Origin of the sequence: Niabella pedocola, assembly GCF_021044425.1 — a bacterium.
Lineage (GTDB): Bacteria > Bacteroidota > Bacteroidia > Chitinophagales > Chitinophagaceae > Niabella > Niabella pedocola.
Map to the genome: position 1 here is coordinate 345,596 of NZ_JAJNEC010000005.1, position 21,387 is coordinate 366,982.

The 21,387-nt window shown below is 47.9% G+C and carries 20 protein-coding genes; 10 read left to right on the forward strand and 10 right to left on the reverse strand.

From position 1 onward, the window contains the following. Nucleotides 1–175: 175 nt before the first annotated feature. Nucleotides 176–436 (forward strand): 30S ribosomal protein S20, encoded by a 261-nt coding sequence (gene rpsT, locus LQ567_RS09170; RefSeq protein ID WP_231004201.1) that lies wholly within the window; start codon nucleotides 176–178, stop codon nucleotides 434–436. A 233-nt stretch (nucleotides 437–669) separates the two neighbouring features. On the opposite strand, the gene murQ is transcribed toward rpsT, so the two are convergent. Both murQ and LQ567_RS09180 read right to left on the reverse strand, forming a co-directional pair. Next, nucleotides 670–1,497, reverse strand: coding sequence for an N-acetylmuramic acid 6-phosphate etherase (murQ, locus tag LQ567_RS09175; RefSeq protein WP_231004202.1), 828 nt, complete (start codon nucleotides 1,495–1,497; stop codon nucleotides 670–672). Nucleotides 1,498–1,524: 27 nt separating this feature from the next. Then, a complete protein-coding gene (locus tag LQ567_RS09180) occupies nucleotides 1,525–2,367 on the reverse strand; it encodes an N-acetylglucosamine kinase (RefSeq protein WP_231004203.1) in 843 nt (280 codons plus the stop codon). 155 nt (nucleotides 2,368–2,522) lie between these two features. Between LQ567_RS09180 and LQ567_RS09185 the strand changes: the two genes are divergently transcribed. The 4 genes from LQ567_RS09185 to LQ567_RS09200 all read left to right on the forward strand — a co-directional run bounded on the left by LQ567_RS09185 (nucleotide 2,523) and on the right by LQ567_RS09200 (nucleotide 6,465). Beyond that, on the forward strand, nucleotides 2,523–4,112 hold the full coding sequence (locus LQ567_RS09185; protein WP_231004204.1) for a S41 family peptidase: 1,590 nt from the start codon (nucleotides 2,523–2,525) through the stop codon (nucleotides 4,110–4,112). A 1-nt stretch (nucleotide 4,113) separates the two neighbouring features. After that, a complete protein-coding gene (locus LQ567_RS09190; protein ID WP_231004205.1) occupies nucleotides 4,114–5,472 on the forward strand; it encodes a pyridoxal-phosphate dependent enzyme in 1,359 nt (452 codons plus the stop codon). Between the two features lie 18 nt (nucleotides 5,473–5,490). Beyond that, nucleotides 5,491–6,030 carry a Uma2 family endonuclease gene (locus LQ567_RS09195; protein WP_231004206.1) on the forward strand — a complete coding sequence of 180 codons (540 nt, stop codon included), beginning with the start codon at nucleotides 5,491–5,493 and terminating at the stop codon, nucleotides 6,028–6,030. Between the two features lie 237 nt (nucleotides 6,031–6,267). Next, nucleotides 6,268–6,465, forward strand: coding sequence for a hypothetical protein (locus LQ567_RS09200; protein ID WP_231004207.1), 198 nt, complete (start codon nucleotides 6,268–6,270; stop codon nucleotides 6,463–6,465). Nucleotides 6,466–6,548: 83 nt separating this feature from the next. Here LQ567_RS09200 and LQ567_RS09205 read toward each other — a convergent pair whose 3' ends face one another. Together LQ567_RS09205 and LQ567_RS09210 are read right to left on the reverse strand one after the other, a co-directional pair. Next, nucleotides 6,549–7,154 (reverse strand): DUF922 domain-containing protein, encoded by a 606-nt coding sequence (locus LQ567_RS09205; RefSeq protein ID WP_231004208.1) that lies wholly within the window; start codon nucleotides 7,152–7,154, stop codon nucleotides 6,549–6,551. A gap of 3 nt (nucleotides 7,155–7,157) precedes the next feature. After that, complete coding sequence (locus LQ567_RS09210; RefSeq protein ID WP_231004209.1) at nucleotides 7,158–8,870, reverse strand: hypothetical protein; 1,713 nt, start codon at nucleotides 8,868–8,870, stop codon at nucleotides 7,158–7,160. Nucleotides 8,871–9,023: 153 nt separating this feature from the next. Here LQ567_RS09210 and LQ567_RS09215 point away from each other — a divergent pair, with 153 nt between their 5' ends. Further along, on the forward strand, nucleotides 9,024–10,385 hold the full coding sequence (locus LQ567_RS09215; protein WP_231004210.1) for a dihydroorotase: 1,362 nt from the start codon (nucleotides 9,024–9,026) through the stop codon (nucleotides 10,383–10,385). A 112-nt stretch (nucleotides 10,386–10,497) separates the two neighbouring features. Next, nucleotides 10,498–11,814 (forward strand): MutS-related protein, encoded by a 1,317-nt coding sequence (locus LQ567_RS09220; RefSeq protein ID WP_231004211.1) that lies wholly within the window; start codon nucleotides 10,498–10,500, stop codon nucleotides 11,812–11,814. Between the two features lie 78 nt (nucleotides 11,815–11,892). Here LQ567_RS09220 and LQ567_RS09225 read toward each other — a convergent pair whose 3' ends face one another. The 5 genes from LQ567_RS09225 to LQ567_RS09245 all read right to left on the reverse strand — a co-directional run bounded on the left by LQ567_RS09225 (nucleotide 11,893) and on the right by LQ567_RS09245 (nucleotide 17,398). Beyond that, nucleotides 11,893–12,525, reverse strand: coding sequence for an outer membrane beta-barrel protein (locus tag LQ567_RS09225; RefSeq protein WP_231004212.1), 633 nt, complete (start codon nucleotides 12,523–12,525; stop codon nucleotides 11,893–11,895). A gap of 152 nt (nucleotides 12,526–12,677) precedes the next feature. Next, nucleotides 12,678–13,304: a hypothetical protein gene (locus LQ567_RS09230; RefSeq protein WP_231004213.1), complete on the reverse strand. Its 627-nt coding sequence runs from the start codon at nucleotides 13,302–13,304 to the stop codon at nucleotides 12,678–12,680. Between the two features lie 24 nt (nucleotides 13,305–13,328). Beyond that, a complete protein-coding gene (locus LQ567_RS09235) occupies nucleotides 13,329–15,455 on the reverse strand; it encodes a TonB-dependent receptor (RefSeq protein ID WP_231004214.1) in 2,127 nt (708 codons plus the stop codon). 271 nt (nucleotides 15,456–15,726) lie between these two features. Next, nucleotides 15,727–16,365: a ribosome biogenesis GTP-binding protein YihA/YsxC gene (gene yihA, locus LQ567_RS09240; protein WP_231004215.1), complete on the reverse strand. Its 639-nt coding sequence runs from the start codon at nucleotides 16,363–16,365 to the stop codon at nucleotides 15,727–15,729. 10 nt (nucleotides 16,366–16,375) lie between these two features. Next, a complete protein-coding gene (locus LQ567_RS09245; protein WP_231004216.1) occupies nucleotides 16,376–17,398 on the reverse strand; it encodes a GntR family transcriptional regulator in 1,023 nt (340 codons plus the stop codon). Between the two features lie 204 nt (nucleotides 17,399–17,602). On the opposite strand from LQ567_RS09245, the gene ubiE reads away from it, so the two are divergent. The 3 genes from ubiE to LQ567_RS09260 all read left to right on the forward strand — a co-directional run bounded on the left by ubiE (nucleotide 17,603) and on the right by LQ567_RS09260 (nucleotide 19,613). Then, complete coding sequence (gene ubiE, locus LQ567_RS09250; RefSeq protein ID WP_231004217.1) at nucleotides 17,603–18,349, forward strand: bifunctional demethylmenaquinone methyltransferase/2-methoxy-6-polyprenyl-1,4-benzoquinol methylase UbiE; 747 nt, start codon at nucleotides 17,603–17,605, stop codon at nucleotides 18,347–18,349. A 144-nt stretch (nucleotides 18,350–18,493) separates the two neighbouring features. Then, complete coding sequence (locus LQ567_RS09255) at nucleotides 18,494–19,213, forward strand: ABC transporter substrate-binding protein (RefSeq protein ID WP_231004218.1); 720 nt, start codon at nucleotides 18,494–18,496, stop codon at nucleotides 19,211–19,213. Nucleotides 19,214–19,304: 91 nt separating this feature from the next. Then, entirely contained in the window at nucleotides 19,305–19,613 is a 309-nt protein-coding gene (locus LQ567_RS09260) for a DMT family transporter (RefSeq protein ID WP_231004219.1), read from the forward strand. Here the strand turns inward: LQ567_RS09260 and LQ567_RS09265 are convergent, their stop codons facing one another. Continuing rightward, nucleotides 19,614–21,377 (reverse strand): RagB/SusD family nutrient uptake outer membrane protein, encoded by a 1,764-nt coding sequence (locus tag LQ567_RS09265; protein ID WP_231004220.1) that lies wholly within the window; start codon nucleotides 21,375–21,377, stop codon nucleotides 19,614–19,616. Nucleotides 21,378–21,387 lie beyond the last annotated feature (10 nt).

Here is a 21,387-nt window from a genome sequence, read left to right on the forward strand (position 1 = left end):
AAAATTGCCCCACAAGATACGCAATATTCGATCAATCACCGCGCCCTATTTTTCGATTTTAAGGTATGTTTAGAAAATAAAAACCCGGCGTACAGCGCAGGCGGAAAGAAAAAAGGAAGATTTTGCCGATATTTGATTTATTTCCGTTACCTTTGCCGTCCAAAAAAAGAGATCAATGGCGAATCATAAAGCTACAAAGAAACATGCACGTCAGGCCTTAAAGCGTCGCGACAGAAATAAGTATTATGGTAAAACAACCCGTAATGCCATTAAAAGTCTGAGGGCTACGGAAGGTGCTGAAGCCAAAGAGCAATTACCCTTGGTTGAGAGCATGATCGACAAATTAGCTAAAAGAGGGGTTATTCACCGTAATAAAGCGGCGAACCTGAAGAGCAAACTGGCTAAAAAGATCAACGCAGCAGCTACTGCTGCCTAGTACCGGTACTTCATCTTTTTAAGAAATAAAAAAGGAAGAGCTTCACTCTTCCTTTTGTTGTTATAATTATCTTTCAACCTATTTGTAAAGCCGTCCTTCTGCTAACACCTCTGCCTGCTTCCTTAGCCTCTGTACAGGCGGTTTTATCCTTCTTCATAGCCGGCTACCCAAGCCTTTTTGCGGCCGCATCACGAAGACAACGGCCAGGCCCGGTAAGATCTTTTCTTTGTTTTTTAGTGCGCCTGTGTTTCGCTATAGGCGATCACCGCATTTTTTACACTTTTATTTTCCAGCAACAGCCGTTTGGCCTGTTCATAGTCCTTTAGCCCTGTTTTTTCCATTACCATTTTGGTACCCCGGTCAACCAGCTTATCGTTGGTCAGCTGCATATTCACCATCCGGTTTCCTTCTACCCGGCCCAGCTGGATCATTACGGTGGTGGAAATCATATTCAGCACCAGCTTTTGGGCCGTGCCGCTTTTCATACGGGTGCTCCCGGTAACAAATTCCGGTCCTACAATCACTTCCACCGGAAAGTCGGCAACAGCGCTTACGGGAGCGTTGGGGTTGGAGCTGATACTTCCGGTAGCAATGCCTCTTTTCTGACATTCGCGCAAGGCGCCGATCACATAGGGAGTAGAACCGCTGGCTGCCACGCCTACCACCACGTCTTTTTCATTTACGCCGTGCGCTTCCAGGTCTTTCCAGCCCTGTATCTCATCATCTTCCGCATTTTCTACCGGGGTAGTGATGGCCTTCCATCCGCCAGCAATGATCCCGATTACCACACCTGTTGGCAAGCCATAAGTGGGGGGAATTTCGCTGGCATCCAGGATACCCAAACGCCCGCTGGTACCGGCTCCGATATAAAACAACCGTCCGCCTCCGATCATATTTTCAACAATCGCCTCGATCAGTTTTTCAATTTCAGGAATCACCCGCTGAACCGCCAGCGGCACTTCCTGGTCTTCCTTGTTCATGGATGTAAGCAACTCATGTACCGACATCTTTTCTAGGTGATCATATCTGCTAGACTGCTCCGTGATCTTTTCTCCTGCCATATAACCAATTAATTTCTTTTTAATAATTCAGGAATGATATTCCACCAGCCCTTTCATGGGCTTTTGAAGCACCTTTCCCAGCTCAAAACTGTAACTGCTGCAAAGTTCCTTTAATACATCTTTAAAACCAAAAGCGATACTTCCAACAAAGCTGATCGGGTACTTCCAGGCTTCCTGGAATTTGCAAAGGTGCGTAAAAAAGAAATCATTTAGTCCATCCTCAATAATATTCTCTACCATATAATGTCCCCGGTTATCTGCCAGGAACTTTGCAAACCCCGCAAGATAACGGTTTGGCAGCGGCTGCTTGTATACCCGCTCCAGGATTTCCGTAGCATTGGTTACATAGGCCGCATCAAAACGGGCGCGCAGGTCTTCATCGAAGGTATTGTATAAAAAATACTGGATCACTTTCCTGCCCAGGTAGGCCCCACTCCCCTCATCGCCCAGCACATACCCCAGCCCGGGACTGTTTTTCTGAATTTTCCGCCCGTCATAATAACAGGCGCTGGCCCCGGTACCCAGGATACACGCGACACCTTTGCTCTTGCCACAGAGGCCGCGGGCCGCCCCTTCCACATCATGCCAAACCTGCACCTTGGCCTCCCTGAACAAACCACGCAGGCTTTTTTGCACCATTTTGCGGTTGTCCGGGTTCAAACAGCCGGTACCATAATAAAACACCTCATCAACCACCACATTTTTCAGCTTTGGAAGCAACTCCTTTGTTAATAAGGCCGCGATCTGGTCCCCATTTAAAAAATAAGGGCTTACCCCGCTGGTAAGTACTGTTTTTGTTTTTCCATTATTCAGAAGACACCATTCTACTTTCGTAGATCCCGCATCTGCGATGAGTTGCACGTTTGACATTAAGACAGGAGTTTAGACCGATAGTTATCCGGGTGAATTTACACCGCAATATAAGTATCAAAAATAGCTTATTTATAAAATAAACAGAAAATGATTTGATTTCTAAAATAAACAGCAAAGTTTGTCTATTTTGCAGCCTCGCATAAATCATACGAATGAAAAAGAAATTTGAGGTCTGGCTGCCGCTGCTGTTCTCACTGGTGATGATCATCGGAATGTTCATCGGTTACAAGCTGCGCGGAGCACAACCCAACGGAGGATTTGCAAAATCCGGGCGTAGCACCGCACTGGAGGAAGCACTTGAAATCATCCGGCAGAAATATGTAGATTCTGTAAAACTGGATACCCTGGAAGCCAATGCGATCCGGGAAATGATGGATGAACTGGATCCACACTCCGTATACCTTCCTCCTGTAGACCTTAAAGAAACCAATGAGTCGCTTTCGGGTAAATTTGAAGGCATCGGTGTTGAGTACAACCAGATCCGGGATACCGTTAATATTACGTACGTATTAAAAGGAGGGCCCAGCGAAAAGGCCGGGCTAAAAATAGGCGACCAGATCATTAAAGTAAATGATTCGCTCCTCGCAGGCAAAAAAACAAGCGGCACCACCGTCCGCAACCTGATCCGGGGAGAAAAAGGAACCACGGTAAACCTCCAGATCCTGCGGAACAAAACCCTGCTGACCATCCCGGTAACCCGCAACAATATTCCAACACCTACCCTGGTGGCCGCGTATATGATCAACAAAAACGCGGGCTACATTAAACTGGATAAGTTTGGGTCAAACACCTACCGTGAGTTTATGGAAACCATGGAGCGCCTCAAAAAAGAGGGCCTTACAGAACTGGTACTGGACTTACGGGGAAACCCCGGAGGCTATATGGAACAAGCCATTGATATTGCCGACGAATTCCTGAGCGGCGATAAGCTGGTTGTATATACGCAGGGCACCAACAGTCCGAAAAAGGAATACCGGTGTAAACGGCCGGGTGTTTTTGAAACCGGAAAACTAACGGTGCTTGTGGATGAATTATCAGCGAGCGCCAGCGAGATCCTGAGCGGAGCCTTACAGGACTGGGACAGGGCTACCATTATCGGCCGCAGAACCTTTGGAAAAGGACTGGTACAGGAAATCTTTCCCCTAAGCGATGGCTCGGCCCTGAAGCTGACAGTTTCCCGCTATTATACCCCGCTGGGCAGAAGCATCCAACGTCCGTATAACAAAGGAAGGAAAGTATACATGGACGATATCTGGGAGCGGTATGCCAATGGCCAGGCTTATTTTGCGGACAGCAATAAAGTAAATAATGGTAAGGAATATAAAACGCCGGGGGGGCGCATCCTTTACGGAGGTGGAGGTATTATGCCCGATGTGTTTGTAGGCCTTGACACCTCCAAAACCTCGAAAGAGATCAACCGGCTGTTCTTCAACGGCGCGTTTACCGACTTTGTGTTCCATTATTATCTCGACAACCAGAAAGTGATGGAGCCCTATGCCTCACCGATTTCGTTTTCCCAGGCCTTTGATCCGGGAAAAGCGATGTGGCAGCAGTTTGTAAACCGGGCTCAAAAAGATACCGTAAATTTAACGCGTATTCCGGAAGCCGAAAAGCTGCGCGTATCCAACCGGATGGAAGCTTACCTGGCGCGGTTTAAATGGAGAGACAGCGGTTACTACCAGATCCTGAACCTTACGGATTCTGTAGTGTTAAAAGCGGTAGACCTTTTAAAAACAAAATAAGATGGATATTAAAAATAATATACTGGAAACCATCGGCAATACCCCGCTCATCCGTTTAAACCGGATCACCCGGGAGTTGCCCTGTACCGTGGCGGCCAAAGTAGATTATTTCAACCCCGGCAACAGCATCAAGGACCGTATGGCTATTAAGATGATTGAAGTAGCGGAAGCGGAAGGGCACCTGAAGGCGGGCGGCACCATCATCGAAGGTACCAGTGGCAATACAGGAATGGGGCTTGCCCTGGGTGCTATTGTAAAGGGTTACAAATGCATTTTTGTTACCACCGATAAGCAATCCAAAGAGAAGGCCGATGTACTGAAGGCCATGGGCGCCGAAGTGATCGTTTGTCCCACCAATGTAGAACCCGAAGACCCGCAGAGCTATTACAGTGTGGCGGCACGGCTGGCTAAGGAAACCCCCAATGCCTATCATATGAATCAATATGATAACCTCGCCAACCGCCTCGCCCATTATGAAACCACGGGCCCGGAAATCTGGAAACAAACGGAAGGCAGGATCACCCACCTGGTGTGCACTGCAGGTACCGGCGGCACCATTACCGGTACAGCCAAATACCTGAAAGAACAAAATCCCAACATCAAAGTATGGGCAGTAGATGCATACGGGTCACTGCTTACGAAGTATTTTAATACCGGCGAAGCGGATATGAATGAAGTATATCCTTATTTCAGCGAAGGTTTTGGGGAAGATTTTGTACCGAAGAACTACGACATGAGCGTGATCGATGCGTTTACGCAGGTTACCGATAAAGACGGTGCGATCATGGCCCGTAAACTGGCCAAGGAAGAAGGATTGTTTTGCGGGTACAGTGCGGGAAGCTGTATCAAAGGACTGCTGCAGCTTAAAGACAGCCTGACAAAGGACGACCTTGTTGTTTGCATTTTTCATGACCATGGCAGCCGTTATGTGGCAAAGATCTATAACGACCAGTGGATGATGGAGCGCGGATTCCTGGAAGTAAAAACATTTAAGGACATTATTAACAGCCGCAGCAACCGCCCACTGGTAACCATACAGCAAACGGCACCGGTATCGGAAGCGGTTGAATTGATGCGCAAATACGATATCGAGCACATACCGGTGATGGAAAACGGCACCGTGATCGGCGCTGTGAGTGAAGGCGGTCTGTTTCAAAAAATATTTTCCGACCCGAACATCAAGCACGAAAGCCTGCAGAACATCCTGGAACCTGCCTATCCTGTTGTGGCGTTTGATACACCGGTAGAACGCATCGGATCGCTGATCAGCAAGGCCAACGGAGCGGTGCTGGCGCAGGATGAGGCGGGGAATTATCATATTGTTACCAAGTACGATATCGTACAGAGCGTAGCCAAATAAAATTTGTACCTTTACAGTATGGCATATGCTCAAAAAATATTGCCCCATTACACATACGACGACTGGGTGCACTGGGAAGGCCGGTGGGAGCTGATCGACGGCATTCCCATTGCTATGAGTCCCATGCCGCAGCCGAGACATCAGCGGGTAGCTGCTGAAATCCGGTACGCCTTTATGAATACGTTGAAAGCTACTTCCTGTCAACGGTGCCATTCATATGACCCGCTCGATTATAAAATCGCGGAGGATACCATCCTGGTTCCGGATGTACTGATTGTATGCGGTGAGATTTTCAAACCCTACCTGGATTTTGCGCCGGCACTGGTGGTTGAAGTATTGTCGCCGGCTACTGCATTGCGCGATCGCCATACCAAATACGAATTGTATGAGCAGCAAAAAGTTCCGTTTTACCTGATCGCTGATCCCGAAAAAGAAACCCTCGAAATTTATCAGCTGATCAACGAGCTGTATGAGCTGCAACCGGCTACGGGAGCCTTTACTTTTAACCTGGAAAAAGATTGTAACATTGATGTTGACTTTACAAAAATCTGGAGCTAAAAGATCCCGTTTTATCAGCTCCATAAGACTTCAATAACTCCCCGGTCTGTTTAACCGGAACCTGTATTTTTAGCGCTCAAATCAGAAACCATTTTTGCATGAAATTTACCAATCCAATAGAGAAGAACATTAACAGAGATACAAAACAATTTATCCTTTCACTATCCGGATATTAAAATAAGAAAAGCGTTTTTTAATGCCTTTGGGCCCCAGCACCTTCTGGTACCTTCCGGAGCCATGAAGCATGTGATCCGCCCGGCCAAAAACAACACCGTTCTTGTTACTGATTTTATTCCACCCATATTGATCACCATTGTGGCCTTGCTGGCAAGCATCGTTGTGGTTTCAGTAAGTACCGGTATTTGGAGGCGCCGGTGGTTTGGGATTTGTGCTGTTATTCCTTTTGATAAAGGCCATTTACAAATCGGCGAATAAAGAAAAATTTGATAAGTTTCATACCGACCTAGAGCTGGCATTAACCCGTTCGAACCAGCCGGGTTCTATTTTCTAAGACCCTGTCAGCGCGGTAGCGACAATATATAATCCTTGGCGGCATAAGGCAATAATGCTTTTAACCGCTGGGCAATACGCAGATTCCACAGTTCCTGTTTTTGTTTGTTGCGCCCGTTTGCTGTTTCTGCGTCATATTTCTTCTGATACGCATCCAGTTCCTTAAACAACCGGTTCATTTCATTGGTCATACGCTCCATGGGCGCTTTACCCAGTGACTGCGTACGTAAAAAGCGCGACAATTCCCGGGCATAGATCTCCGAAATATCAAAATGTTTTTGCTCGTGATTCAGCAGGTACGCGCGGTCTTCCGGACTTCCTTTTGCAACTTCCGCAACGATATAGGAATGTGAAGGAGTCATTTGGGCATAAACCCGGATCATCGATTTTCCCTTATTGGTACCCGAGGTGATGCGGGCCATTGTATACACAAATCCGGTACGGGTTACGGCCATATTCCGCCCCAGCGCAGCAGGAGACTCCTGACCTGGTTTTATGATGATATAGTCTGACAGGCGTAACATGCGCGAAGCCGACCACCGGATCACCGGTGTTTGCGCTATGATCAGCTGCGCCCAAAACAAACCGGCTGCCGCCAACAGGAATCTTTTCATACGTTAAAACACAAAATCCCGCCGCGCCATATTCCAGCGCAATCCAACAGACAACCACTTGGTGGTTTGATCCGGAACACTTTCGATGCGGTATTTGCGGTACATACCGGTTACATCAAAGAACAGGTTCTGCAGGATCTCGTAAGAAACCGTCATTGACCCGATCATGCCCTTATTGCTGATACCGCTGCCGATATAATACCCTTCCTCCCGCTCGCGTCCGTCGTTGTAATTCCGGAACAGATCGCCTCCGTAGCTGGGCGAATACCAGGCGGTGTTATAATTTACAGTATCAAGCCCTTTGTTATACATCACCAGCATGGCCTTTAAATACAAACGCGGCAGGGGCTGGTAATGTGCAATACCTACAAATTCCTTGAAATTGGCGCCCAGCGGGTGCGCCAGCGGTTGATTATAATGCAGGAAATTATTCTGTGCCCATTTATCCGTATAGGTAAACGGTCGAACGAAATTGCCTTCCACCTGCAGGTCCAGGTTTTTAATGGTAAAGGCATCGGCATATTTAGCGCCCACCTGGTAACCAAATTTATTTACCCAGGGACCACCGGATTTAAATGCCTTGCTCACCACAAATTCGTTGATCAGCCATTGGCCGTAAGCCTGAAAATGCTTTGCAAAATTCGCTTTTACATCCAGCCCGATGCTGGATTTGGCGCTATTGCCGGTATACGATGAATAGGCCCGGTTAAACATAGAAGGATTTAGGTATCCCACCTGTAACCCGCCGTTCTTCTTGCTGTTATACATGGTGCTTTCAAAGAAGCCCAGCTTCAGCCAGTTAGTGGCCTGCCAGGTGAGGTAATGAAACATCATGTAGTTGCGCGGACGGGTTGAATCCATTCCAAAGTAAAAGTTTTCAAAAGGCGCGATGGTTTGCGCAGCCACCGATGTCAGCTGAAACTTACCCGCCTGTACACCCAGCTTTAAAAAGGGATACGGGGCACTGAAATCACTGATGAATAAGGTGCGGTAACCATCACCGATAAAGAATTTATCATGCGCGATCTGGAAATCGATATACTTCCCGGCATGAAAGGTTACTCCTCCGCGCACATCCCAGTAATCAAATCCATCCCCCTTAAACGCTTTATAATATCCCAGGCCCGGCACGCTCACATGCGCTTTATTATAATCCTGCACATACAGCGGATCCCGCTCCTGGTTCTCGGAGAAATAGAGGTAATAACCTACCCGCTGATCGATCTGTCCGCGTACCCGGATCCCCCGGGTATTTACAAAGGTTTTGGTACCGGTTGCCTTTCCCAGCTCAAAATTGATGACCGGATCAATGATCAGACTATACTGATCCCGTTTATCCACCGCATATAAATGCGCCGGGTTTTTAAAAAAAGCACCCAGGATCGGCTTCCGGTGAAAAGAATCCGCATAGTTGGTGGTCCAGTCGGAGTTATTCATCATCATGCTCCGGATATTATACCGGTCGATGCGGGTAAGTATGCCTTCCAGCGCCCCGGCCTTATCCAGCGAGTCGATCCGTTCTACCCGCTCCGTGGCTCGTTTACGCCCATACGGTTTTACGGTGGTAAACTGCAGTACAGAATCCCCCCTTAGCTTTATATCCAGGCGGTTGATCAGCCGGTTCTGTTTATCACTCAGCTCAATATTATCGGTTTGAGCCTGGCTGTAAAAAGGCAACAGGATCAGTGCAAGCTTCAGGAGTTGTTTGATTTGCATATACGTTAAGATAAGGTTTTCATTATTTTCGTCCACCGCCTTCTGATGGCAAAGATAAGATCATCAGGGTATTAGAACAGGATTCCCCTCAATTGATTAATTTCGGAGTTTTTTTGTACTTTACCGATATTGTTGCACTCAATAACAAAAATCATGCAAACATTTCTGATCAAGAACATAAACATTGTAAATGAAGGGCAAACAAGCACAGGCGATGTGCTGATCCGGAACGGAAAAATTGAAAAGATCGCCGGCAGCATCGATATACCATCCGAGTCAACCGAAATAAACGGGGAAGGTAAATACCTGTTACCGGGTGTGATCGATGACCAGGTACATTTCCGCGAACCGGGGCTTACGCATAAGGCTACCATTTATACCGAAAGCAAGGCGGCCGTAGCCGGGGGTGTTACCAGTTTTATGGAAATGCCCAATACGGTTCCCCCGGCCTTTACGTTGGAATTGCTCGAAAACAAATATGAGATCGGGCGCCAGACCTCACTGGCCAATTATTCCTTTTTTATCGGTACCAATAATCAGAACGCCGCCGACGCATTAACGGCCAATCAATATAAAGACCGCATCTGCGGCATCAAGGCCTTCATGGGTTCCAGCACCGGAAACCTGCTGGTAGATAACCCGCTCGTGCTGGAAAAATTGTTTGCCGAAAGCGAAATGCTGATCGCTACCCACTGTGAAGACGAACGGATCATTAAGGCCAATATGCAAAAAGCGCTGGAGTCCGGAAAGGAACTTATGGCCGCCGACCATCCCGTGATCCGTAATGCGGAAGCCTGCTTCGAATCGTCCTTTTATGCCATCCAGCTGGCCAAAAAACATGGCTCACGGCTGCATATCCTGCATATCAGCACGGAAAAAGAATTGCAGCTGTTTAGCAATATGCTGCCGCTTAAAGAAAAACGGATCACCGCCGAGGTATGCGTGCATCATCTCCATTTTACGGCAGATGATTATGCCATCCAGGGAAATCTTATCAAATGCAACCCTGCTATTAAGGCACCGCACAACCGGGAAGCCCTGTGGAATGCGCTGCTGGACGACCGGCTGGATGTTATTGCCACCGACCATGCCCCCCATACCTGGGAAGAAAAACAAGAACCCTATCCCAAAGCACATGCCGGGGTACCGCTGGTACAGCATTCACTGCCGCTGATGCTTTATTATGTACAGCAGGGAAAGATCGCTATTGAAAAGGTGGTGGAAAAAATGAGCCACGCCGTTGCCGATTGTTTCCAGATCAAAGACCGCGGGTATATCCGTGAGGGTTACCAGGCGGACCTGGTCATTGCAGACATGCATGCACCTGTTGCTGTGAAAAAGGAAAACATTTTATACAAATGCGGCTGGAGTCCCTTTGAAAACGTAGACGGTAATGGCACGCCTTTCGAATTTCCGGCAAGCATTACGCATACTTTTGTAAATGGAAATTTAGTTTATGGAAATGGACAGTGGAATGAGTCTGTAAAGGGAGAACGGCTACTATTTAACCGGTAATGCCTGGAGGTTTGATGCAGATTGGAAAATGTGGAAATGGGAAATTGAACACCAGGGCGCTATAGCGGATAGTACGGTCTCTAACGTTACGCCTGAACCTTAAACAAGAACCATGCAGATCGACGGTATCTCTTTTAATGACATTGCTATCTTTCATCCCGAAGAGGACTATTCCATCTTCCACAAACTGAATTTTACCCGCACGTTTGGAGGGCGGGAATGGTTGCGCCATTTTTTTTCCAATCCGTTTAACGATATTGAAAAGATCCGGGGCACACAACGCATCCTCAGCAAACTGATCCTGCATGTAGAGGAGTGGCCAGAAGATATCACCAATGGAACCATCCTGGTGATGGACCGGTTTCTGGATTACGCGCTGGACCGCGTCAGCAATAGCCCGAATGCACTGGATGCTGCTATTTACCGGGTGCTGCATCATGCCGACTATGCCATGGTGCGTTTTTCGATCAACCATTTTGCCGATTTCTTCCGGAGCATCCGGAAGATTTCTGCCCTGTTGAATGAAGTAGCCCTTCCCCCAAGTTTCAGTATTTATATTGAGCGCATCGATCAGTTGCTGAAGATAGAAGCCTTTGACCAGCTGTCGGTATCGGCAAAGGACCAGCCTTTTGCGATGAGCAAGAACCTGTACTATGCAGGCCAGCTCCGGGAAGTACATAAACACGCCATACAGGAGCTTATGGATATTTACAGCCGCCTGGATGCCTGGTACTCCATGGCAATGGCCGTAAAGCGGTATAACCTGGCCTTCCCTGAATTTACCGACCAGGTAACCCCCGTAATCGAGGCAACGGGACTTTACCATATCCTGCTGCAAAGCCCCGTTCCTTATGACCTGGACATTACGCAGAAAAACAATTTCCTGTTCCTGACTGGCGCTAATATGGCTGGTAAAAGCACCCTCATCAAATCCGTAGGTGCCGCTGTATTCCTGGCGCATATCGGCATGGGCGTACCGGCCCGCTCCATGCGGCTTACCCTGTTCGATGGTTTGATCAGTAACATTAATGTGGTGGATAATATTGTAAAAGGCGAAAGTTTTTTCTTTAATGAAGTGCAGCGGATCCGCAATACCGTAGAAAAAGTAAGTAACGGTCAAAAGTGGCTGGTGCTGATCGACGAGCTGTTCAAAGGCACCAACGTACAGGACGCCATGCGCTGTTCTCTTGCGGTGATCCGCGGGTTGCTGAAAGTAAAAAGCTCGCTGTTTATACTTTCCACGCATTTATATGAAATAGGAGAAGAACTGGAAACAACGCCATCCATCTCGTTTAAACATTTTGAAACCACGATACATGATGACACTCTTTCCTTCAGCTACCAGCTAAAAGAAGGTATCAGCAAAGACCGTCTCGGATATTTTATCCTGAAAAAAGAAAAGGTAGTGGAAATGCTCGACCGGCTGTAGCGTTAAGTCCGTTTACCCTTCCGCAACAACACCACTTATTACTGCTTCATAACAGGCCCTCTATAAGCGCCACGGCGGTTACAGCTTCCTGGCAAGCCCGATTCCAATGGCAATATTCCTGTTGGTAACATAGGGCGATTGACCACCTATTAAATGTGTTTTTTGCGAGAGCCCGTGGTAATAATTGCCAAACCCCGAAATAGTGAACCGGTCGTTCAGCCGGTGCACCACGCCCAGCCTTGTAAACAGTCCCAGGTCAATTTCATTATCAACTACGGTATTGTCCTTGAAGCTTTTTTTATCGCTTTGTATATACCGGCTTTGCCCGCCCGTAAAAAATCCGCCTTCCATACCGGCATCCGCGAATGGCTGTATTTTTCGCGTCCGGTTCAATAATAACCGGGCAAAAAGCGGAACTTTTATATAATACGCGTTTTCAATATGACGCGTACCAAGATTTAGGTATTTTTTGGAAACGCCTTCTCCGCTGAAAGCAATCCCGGCGCCGAAACCGGCAAGATGGCCGCCCATTCGTACCAGGTTGACCCCCGCTTTGTAATGCGGATGCCATTGCGTATTACCGCGGTAGTTGCTATACCAGCTATGGCCGCCTGAAGCCTGTGCCTCTGCATACCAGCTTTTTAAAACCTGGGTATTCCCTTTTACAAAGAGGCAGGCTAACACTAGCAGCAGCAGGTATGTTTTTCTCATAAAAAGTCTTTATATCCATAACGGATCCCGCAATAAAAAGGCAACAGCCCCTGCCACATTTAATACTGCGATGCATGGTGCAGCAAAAAGCCGGGGAGCTCCTGCCCACCCGGCCGTAAGACCCGCATTACGGGAACTTAACACTTTATACGTTAATCATGATCATGCTCTCCGGCCGCCACTGTTTTCAGCTGCAGCACGGTTTTAAAGTCCTCGCTGCCATATGTGTTATATTTCACATCATTCCATTCCCGCTGAACAGTTTTATTGATGCCATGCCGCAGGGAGGCCGTCAGCGACAGCTCTTTGCCGGTTTGCAATACACTGAAATCACCGGTAAAACCCACACGATCATCTTTATATACGTAGTTCAGTACACCACTTACAGAAGGCAGGAAGAAAAACTGGTGAATCGCTGCTTCTTCCAGGAACTCCCCATTCAGCAAATCGCCGTCCGATGCATAGAATTTTACCTGCAATTGATAGATATCACTACCCTGCTCCAGCGTAATTACCGGGGCTTTATCCAGCAAGGCATTTGTGTTGGGATCGATAAAGCGCCCGTCCATCCGCACGGCCACCGTGGCCGTATCGTGCGCATGCAGTTGAGTGCCATGATAATGCCCTTTAATAAAAAGCAGTGCCACTTTTGCAGGGTCATCATGATTGTGCTCTTCGTTGGGTGCTACCGGGTCTTTACTACAAGAAGTAACCAGCGCCGATAATAACATAAAAACAGCTAGGGCAGACAGGATACGTTTGGGAGTTCTTTTTTTCATTGTGTTTGTTTTTTATTGAATTGATTAAAATTGATAACTGATCCTTACCTGCAGGTTGCGCCCAACGCCATGACTGAAATAGCGGAAGCGGTCCAGGTAATCTTTATAGGAAGTATTCAGCAGATTGCTGACCGTGGTAAACAACCGGATGGAATGTTGTTTATAGCAGATGCAGGTACCTGCCTCCAGGTGTAGTAAATGGTACGCCGGCGGCGGATCCGCAAAATCGCTGCCCGGATCATAACGCCGCTGGCGAGCGGTGAAGGCGGAAACCAGCTGTATATAGCTGTTATTGATTCGTTGTCCTTCTTTAAACCGGTATTGCAATACATGGCTGATTCGGTCTGCCGGAATCAGGGGCAGGTAGTGTTGATGTTTGATATCGCGGGCTCTTATAAATGCCGTGCGCAATTCATACTGTAAGGCCGGCCATAACCGATATCGTGCCGTGAGATCCAGTCCGCTCAGCAATGCATCGGTTTGCCGGTAACGGAATACCGGGAAAGCACCGCGGATTGTTTGTTCATAAACACGCTGCGGTTGTAAAAAAATATACCCCCCTATATATTGTGTGTACAGGGATGCATCCAGCTGCAGCCGGCCGGATTGTTTCTGCAATGTGGTGATCCATTTATATCCCTGCTCCCCCTTGAGTGCTGAGTCACCGTATTCAATGCTGGCGGCTCCATGGTGCAATCCATAACTATACAGCTCGCTTACCTGCGGCGGACGCCAGGCCATACCAAAGTGGGTACTTAAATTCCAGGACGCTCTTGGTTTCCAACGCAGGCCCAACATCCCGGAAAGGTTGTGAAAGTGCCGCGGGCCTCCGTAATAGTACAGCTCCTTTACATAAACACCGGCCTCATTTAGTGGCACTTCTGCACCTGCATCATTTACATACCGGTAAAACGGGCGCGTGCCCCGGGCGTTCAGGAAATGATGATCATAACGCAGTCCGGCTTCCAGTTCATAGCGCCATCTTATCATCCGCTGTATCCCATATACGCCGGCTTCCATATATTTATAATTCGGAATCAGTGGTACCACCCCGGTTCCGGGCTGGTTATTGTTTGCCTTATAGCTGGCAGCTGCTCCCGTGGCTGTTTGCCATCCGGAGCGCCGCCTTTGTTCCCAGTGGAGGGCGGCGGACCGGGTTTGCAGCGTAAGGTTTAATGAAGGAATGGCTGAGCGGCCCGCCCTCCGGAGATCAAACTCCCGCCGCTGGTCTTCCTGGTAGGCATACCATAATTCCAGTTGACTGCTGTCGTTGAATTGATACCGGACGGTTGTTTTGTACAGCATGTGCACCACCTCTTGTCTTGGAGCATCGATATCATATGAAAAACTTCCCTTTTCAAAAGGCATTTCATGTTGAATACGGGCCTTCAGTTCTGCTGTATCCCCGATATGTGCACCGGAAAAAATACCCAGCTCGGTACTGAAATAACTGCCGTAGGCTGTCACCAGCCACCGCCCTTTCCGGAATCCCGCTTCGCCGGAAAAATTCATCTCCCTTACGCCGGTGTTATTCAGAAAATAATCAGCAGTTTTAAAATTGCCACTTTTTTTACCACTCCCCTGTATACGCCATGCCCATTCCGGATGGTTTGTCCATCCACTCCGCAGTACAAATCCACCTCCGAATGATTTTCCGTTTGTGGCAAATACGGTACCGGCTTCTCCGCCGATCCGTTTTCCGAAGGGAAGTTCCGGCACATCCAGCACAATCACACCACCCAGGGCTTCCGCGCCGTAACGCACACCGGCAGCACCTTTTATAACGCTGATCGTTCCCGCAATGGCCGGATCTATCTCCGGAGCATGTTCAACACCCCATTGCTGCCCTTCCTGCTTTACACCATTATTGAGCACCAGGATCCGGTTGCCATGCAAACCGTTGATCACCGGTTTGGAAATGGTGGTGCCTGTTTGTATCATGGATACACCCGGCACGTCCTGTAATACCTGCGCCAGGTTTTGTCCGCTCCGGCTCCTTAATGCATTTCCGGACAGTATATTCACCGGAACCAGGCCGCCCGGCGCGGGCTCTTTACGTCCCGATATCCTGATCTCCTTTAACAGCACCGTATCCTGAATGGAAGATGATGATTGCACCGCCTCATTTTGCGCCGCTATCGTTAGTGGCATCAGCAACAAGCTTATGAAACAAGAAGAATAAGTTTTAAAACAATGCAACATAGTTGCAAATATATACAAATGCATCATTGTTGCAAAAAAAACAAATCGCTTTTTTATAATGGCCATTCAAGCAGATGGTTATTGCTGCATGCCTCGCGCATTTAAAAGGTTATACCAACATGCATAAGTATGGGAAAATGGATGTAGCAGGAAGCAATACCAGCAGGCAATGCCGCAGTTCATACCATTAAAAAAAAGGTTTTAAAAAGAAAAGGGGTTGTTATACCGCTGCACCCGTATTCAGGGTAGCAATGTAATCCAGCAGTTCATCCCTGCCCAGTTTATCTACCGCCGACGTAACAAAATGAGGCGGCAATGTTTCCCAGCTTTCTTTCAGCATATTTAAAAATGCGGTCACCGTGCGGGTGGTGGCGCCCGGCTTATTTTTATCGGCCTTGGTAAATACCAACGCAAAGGGAATACCCCATTCACCCAGCTGGTTAATGAATTCCAGATCCATCTTTTGCGGCTCGTGCCGGCTGTCGATCAATACAAATAAACTCACCAGGTTTTCCCGCTTGAGGATATATTTCTCAATCATCATCGACCAGCTCTTACGTTGCTTTTGCGAAACTTTTGCATAGCCGTAACCGGGAAGATCCACCAGGTACCAGGGCAACCGCTGCATTTTTCCACTCCTATCCCGGTAGCCGGAAATGATATCAAAATGATTGATCAGCTGTGTTTTGCCTGGTGCTGCAGATGTTTTGGCCAGCGCCTTTTTATTACACAGCATATTGATAAGGGACGATTTGCCCACATTGCTTCTTCCGATAAAGGCATATTCCGGCCGGTCGGCCTTCGGGCATTGCGTATATTCCGCGCTGCTTTTGTTATAATCAGCAGATACAATTTCCATAGTTGCAAATTTACAGGGATGGACGCAATCGCAAATGAAAAGGCACGGCCACCTGCTGTTTCTCGCCACTGAGTATTAACCGGGCTGCTTCCTCCCCCATGGCCGCAAAATCGGTGGAAAAAGTGGTGATCCCCTGCAGGATCAGTCGTTTTAAGGGCGTTTCATTGTAGCTGATCACGCCTACATCCCGGCCGATCACCAGCTGCGCCGCCATGATTTTGTCCACGAGGGTCACCAGGTCATCTTCCATTAAACAAATGTATACTTCCTTGGGGGCGATGACTTCTTTCTGAATATAGTGCACCACTTCTCCATTAAATGCATATTGCTGGCAAAAACGCCGGAATCCTTTTGTAATCTCCTCGGGGAAATAAGAGTATTCCGGTACAATAATTTTCAGGGTTTCATATTGCCCGAGGCGACTCAACGCCTGTTCCAGCGACCGGTAAATATCTTCTTCAAAATTTTCATACACCGCACTCACCTCACCGCTTACCCCGGGCACCAGCTTATCCAGCAGGATCAGCTTGTCCTTCGGCAAGGCATTGATGATTTCTGAAACTCCGGATCCGCCTTCCAGGAAATGCGGGATGATTACAAAATGCGTATACGGCTTCTCTATTCCGGACAATAGCTTTTTAAATAAATTGAAATCGTTATTATAAATGTAAAAATCAATAAGTGCCGTGGGGCCCAGTGTTTTTACAAACGCATCATAGATGATCTTTTTATGGGTGCTGAGTTTATTAAACAGCAGGAAAATTTTGAGGGGGCTTTGAAGTTCTACAGTTTTTACAAAATACCCTTTCCCTGGTACGGATCCCAGCACACCCATCCGCTTCAGATGTTTGTATGCCTTTTCTGCTGTATCGCGGGAGATCTCAAACTCATAACTCAATTCATTGATCGATGGTAAAAGATCGTTTTGCTTAATGCTGCCATCCGCAATGGCATTCATAATGGATTGTGCCAATTGCTGGTACTTGGGCGTGGCAGATAATACATCCAGGTCAATATATTTAAAAATACTCATTTCTGTAATGGCATGCTGAACAAATAAAAATAGGAAAAATAATGAAGATGCCGGGAAGAAATACATAGCTGCTTCCGGAGCATGCCCCCGGGAACCATTACCGGAAAAATAAAAATCGTGACGCCTGCAAAAAAAACAGGCGTTCGCCATCTCCCTGGCGAAATCTCCTGCATCACTGTATAAATCTTGTTACCTTTGCGGTTTATGACAGAATTTTCGCACGATCATATCATCCCCTATAAAGGATCTGAAAAAACAAAGAAAGAACAGGTTGCTGAAATGTTTGACCGCATTGCACCCCGGTATGACCTTACCAACCGCGTGCTTTCCGGCCGCACAGATGTAGCCTGGCGTAAGAAAGCGATCGGCATGCTGAAGAAATACCGGCCGCAGCAGGTACTGGACATTGCCACCGGAACCGGCGACATGGCATTGCGGGCCTATAAGATGCTGGAGCCGCAACAGGTAACCGGTGTTGATATCTCTGCCCAGATGCTGGAGGTTGGCCGGCAAAAAATTGCCAAAGAAGGACTGAGCGACCGGATCACCCTTGAACTGGGTGACTCCGAAAACCTGCAATTTCCCAACAATCGCTTTGATGCAGCAATGGCAGCGTTCGGGGTCCGCAATTTTGAAAACCTGGAAAAAGGTTTATCGGAAATGTACCGGGTATTAAAACCCGGCGGGCAATTGCTCATCATCGAATTTTCGAGGCCCAAACCCGGGTTGTTCAAAGGGTTGTACCAGCTTTATATGAATGTGGTGGCACCGCAGATCGCCGGCCTTCTGAAACAGAATAAAGAAGCCTACCAGTACCTGAATAAATCGGCGCGGGCATTTCCGGAACGGAAGGACTTTACCGATATCCTGCAAAAAGTAGGCTTTTCCAATGCACGGTATAAAGCGCTTACGCTGGGCATCTGCTGCATTTATACGGCAGAGAAGCGATAATGGACGCCTGAGTTAGCAGCGATTAGGCTTGGGATAACAGATATCAGATTTGAGATTTGAGATTTGAGATTTCAGAATCGGGTATCCAGCTTCAATAATCCGGCACCGGGCATACCTTCCAATCTTAAACCCTGAACTTTAAAAGTGAAAATCGTATCCCTCGTTCCATCCATAACAGAACTTTTATACAGCCTGGGGCTGGAACGGGAAGTAACCGGCATCACTAAATTCTGTGTTCATCCGCAAACCTGGTTCCAAACCAAAACACGTGTGGGCGGTACCAAAACCCTGAACCTGGAAAAGATCAGCGCGCTTGAACCTGATCTGATCATCGCCAATAAGGAAGAAAATGTAAAGGAGCAGGTAGCCGCACTGGCCGGCCGGTTTCCTGTGCTTCTTACCGATGTAAACGATTACGCAGGTGCGTTGGAAATGATCCGCGAAGTGGGCGATTATACCAACCGGAAGGATAAGGCGCAGCAATTGATTGCGGCCATTGACGACGCTTTTGCCCATCTTGATACCGGGCCTGCGGTAACCGCTGTATATTTTATCTGGAAAGATCCCTGGATGACGGTTGGGGGTGATACGTTTATCAATGACATGATGCAACGGGCCGGTTTTCTAAATCTATATGCTGCATTAAAACGGTATCCTGCAGTAGACCTGAATGTCCTGCAGGCACCTGAATATATCCTTCTTGCTTCGGAGCCCTATCCCTTCAAAGAGCAGCATAAAGCAGCCTTGCGGGAACGTTATCCGGGCGTAAAAATACTGCTGACAGACGGAGAGCTCTTTAGTTGGTATGGCAGCCGGATGCTTAAAGCGCCGGCTTATTTCCGGCAATTGCGGATGCACCGGTAGGCACCGGTCACTGAAGCATCAAAAATTACAGCGGCCGCTCCATACCCGTTTTACCCTGTACACAAGCATAAAGGTTTTAAAGTGCCGGGTATTGTTATCCGCGACAACAGCCGACGGGCAGGTGCCTTTTTATGTGTACCTACCTGCGGTAACGATCATTGGCGGACAAGAAGCCAGCCTCCTGGCCTCCGCCGAGCCGCTCTCGGCAACGGTTATTGCCGTTCTATGGCTGCAGGTACCGTTTGGACTCACAGATTGGATCGGCAGTGGTTTAATTATTGCTACGGTATTTTTGCTGAGCCGCAAAGCACGCAGTGCCGGACCGGCGCCGGTTGCCGCTGATAAAAATGCTGCAGACAAAGGCGAGGTTCACACACCTGCGCCCTCGTCTGCAGCATGATTAATGCAGTGTAGGATCAAAAGAACCGCCCCAGTCTTTGTTCTGTTCCAGTTTAGTGGTTTTATTAATGATGCTTTGCGCGATCGGATAAAAGTAATACTTATCAGGCACGATGTTCTTTTGTACCCCAGTCTGCGGTACCTGTACTACCGAATATTTGAAATGCTCCTCCGACAGGCTGAAGGTACCAGCCTGTTGCTGCGCCTGCAGAATGGGCATTTCGGTACCATTGGCATTGATAGCAATGGCTTCCACCCCACTCTTTGTTTTCTGATCCAGCAAACTGAACAAACGCCAGCGACGCAGGTCGTTAAAGCGATGCCCCTCAAAGCACAGTTCAATGTTCCGTTCGTTCATAATGGCTTGCCGCACATCTGTCCTTGATACCGCCGTAATACCATACATGCTCCCCGCTCCTGGCTCAATACCGGCCCGCTTCCGTATTTCGCGCAGCAGTACCAGCGCATCGGCAGTATGGCCCGCCTCATTTGCTGTTTCCGCATAATTTAGCATTACTTCTGCAAAACGCATCAGCACAAAATCGATATCATATTGCTGCACATTCGGCTGTGTCAGGCTCAGGTTACAGTTCTTCAATATAAAGAAACCGGTATAAGTATTGTTATTAGTGGATTTGTCTGCAACATTGGGATTGATCCCGAAGTTATCATTAGCCGAAGCAATGCCCACGCTGGTATATTGCTTATAGCCCTTGGGCGTGCCGGCCACCGGGAAGGTTCTTGCATTCCAGAGAATGGATTTTTCAAAGCGGGGATCCCGGTTCTTCCAGTATGACTGAAGGAAAGCCGCATCCGTTTTATAATAGGTGCCCGTGGGATCATCGTACAGCTTGCCATCCTTCATCGGAAACGTTTTTACAAACTCCCAGGTAGGACATGCCGATGCATTTCCCCTGCTTAAAGAACCCGGCCGCGCACCAAAATCCCAACCGGCGGTTTTACCCGGAAACTTATTGATCACCGGAAACACGATCTCCGAGTTCTTTTCCGACAATGCAATTTTAGCGTAATCTTCAATCAGTCCGTAACCCTGGCTCCTCAGGCTTTCATATGCTTTCTTGTTCTCCGTATACGCATCTGCCCAGTACGCATTGCTCCAGGGATTACCGGGATTGAATAACGGGGAAGCTTTATACAGCAATACTTTTGCTTTGAAGGCCTGCGCAAAATTCCCGTCGATATGCCCCCAGTCTGTAGATGTTACATCGATCCTTGCCGGTAATAAGGCTATGGCTTTATCCAGGTCTTCCATGATAAAATCAAAGCATTCCCTGGTGGAATTGCGCGGCAGGTCCAGCTCATCATTGTAGCGGTCCAGCGGCGTTTTCACAATGGGCACTCCACCGTATTCTTTCACCATTGAAAAGTAGGTGTACGCCCGCATAAAATAAGCCTGTGCAAGGATACTTTCTTTTTCTGACTGACTCAGTTTCCCGGCCTGCACATCGCGGATCGCAAGGTTGGCCAGTCGCACGTTGGCATAATCCCAACTGGCGGTGGAAGCTCCGGTTACGGTGATGGCATTTTCGCCAAAGGCGATACCGGAAAGCTGTTCACTGTTGCGGTCGGCCGCCACATTCCAGTTCCCGAATTTATTATAGAGATTGGCCACAAAGGCATTGGCCTGCTGCAGATCGTTCCATACCTGCTCCGGCTGATAGTTGCTTACATCTTCTATATCCAGCTCTTTGGAACAACGTGTGCCGAAAATGATGATGCATAAAAACAAGCATATTTTTTTCATTTGAATATCT

Excerpts from the sequence above, each read along its gene's own strand:
- LQ567_RS09195 (WP_231004206.1), top strand. The coding sequence starts at position 5,491 with ATGGCATATGCTCAAAAAATATTGCCCCATTACACATACGACGACTGG.
- LQ567_RS09225 (WP_231004212.1), bottom strand. The coding sequence starts at position 12,525 with ATGAGAAAAACATACCTGCTGCTGCTAGTGTTAGCCTGCCTCTTTGTA.
- LQ567_RS09220 (WP_231004211.1), top strand. The coding sequence starts at position 10,498 with ATGCAGATCGACGGTATCTCTTTTAATGACATTGCTATCTTTCATCCC.
- LQ567_RS09230 (WP_231004213.1), bottom strand. The coding sequence starts at position 13,304 with ATGAAAAAAAGAACTCCCAAACGTATCCTGTCTGCCCTAGCTGTTTTT.
- LQ567_RS09210 (WP_231004209.1), bottom strand. The coding sequence starts at position 8,870 with ATGCAAATCAAACAACTCCTGAAGCTTGCACTGATCCTGTTGCCTTTT.
- LQ567_RS09215 (WP_231004210.1), top strand. The coding sequence starts at position 9,024 with ATGCAAACATTTCTGATCAAGAACATAAACATTGTAAATGAAGGGCAA.
- LQ567_RS09265 (WP_231004220.1), bottom strand. The coding sequence starts at position 21,377 with ATGAAAAAAATATGCTTGTTTTTATGCATCATCATTTTCGGCACACGT.
- LQ567_RS09180 (WP_231004203.1), bottom strand. The coding sequence starts at position 2,367 with ATGTCAAACGTGCAACTCATCGCAGATGCGGGATCTACGAAAGTAGAA.
- yihA (WP_231004215.1), bottom strand. The coding sequence starts at position 16,365 with ATGGAAATTGTATCTGCTGATTATAACAAAAGCAGCGCGGAATATACG.
- rpsT (WP_231004201.1), top strand. The coding sequence starts at position 176 with ATGGCGAATCATAAAGCTACAAAGAAACATGCACGTCAGGCCTTAAAG.
- ubiE (WP_231004217.1), top strand. The coding sequence starts at position 17,603 with ATGACAGAATTTTCGCACGATCATATCATCCCCTATAAAGGATCTGAA.
- LQ567_RS09190 (WP_231004205.1), top strand. The coding sequence starts at position 4,114 with ATGGATATTAAAAATAATATACTGGAAACCATCGGCAATACCCCGCTC.
- LQ567_RS09185 (WP_231004204.1), top strand. The coding sequence starts at position 2,523 with ATGAAAAAGAAATTTGAGGTCTGGCTGCCGCTGCTGTTCTCACTGGTG.
- LQ567_RS09245 (WP_231004216.1), bottom strand. The coding sequence starts at position 17,398 with ATGAGTATTTTTAAATATATTGACCTGGATGTATTATCTGCCACGCCC.
- murQ (WP_231004202.1), bottom strand. The coding sequence starts at position 1,497 with ATGGCAGGAGAAAAGATCACGGAGCAGTCTAGCAGATATGATCACCTA.
- LQ567_RS09200 (WP_231004207.1), top strand. The coding sequence starts at position 6,268 with ATGAAGCATGTGATCCGCCCGGCCAAAAACAACACCGTTCTTGTTACT.
- LQ567_RS09235 (WP_231004214.1), bottom strand. The coding sequence starts at position 15,455 with ATGCCACTAACGATAGCGGCGCAAAATGAGGCGGTGCAATCATCATCT.
- LQ567_RS09205 (WP_231004208.1), bottom strand. The coding sequence starts at position 7,154 with ATGAAAAGATTCCTGTTGGCGGCAGCCGGTTTGTTTTGGGCGCAGCTG.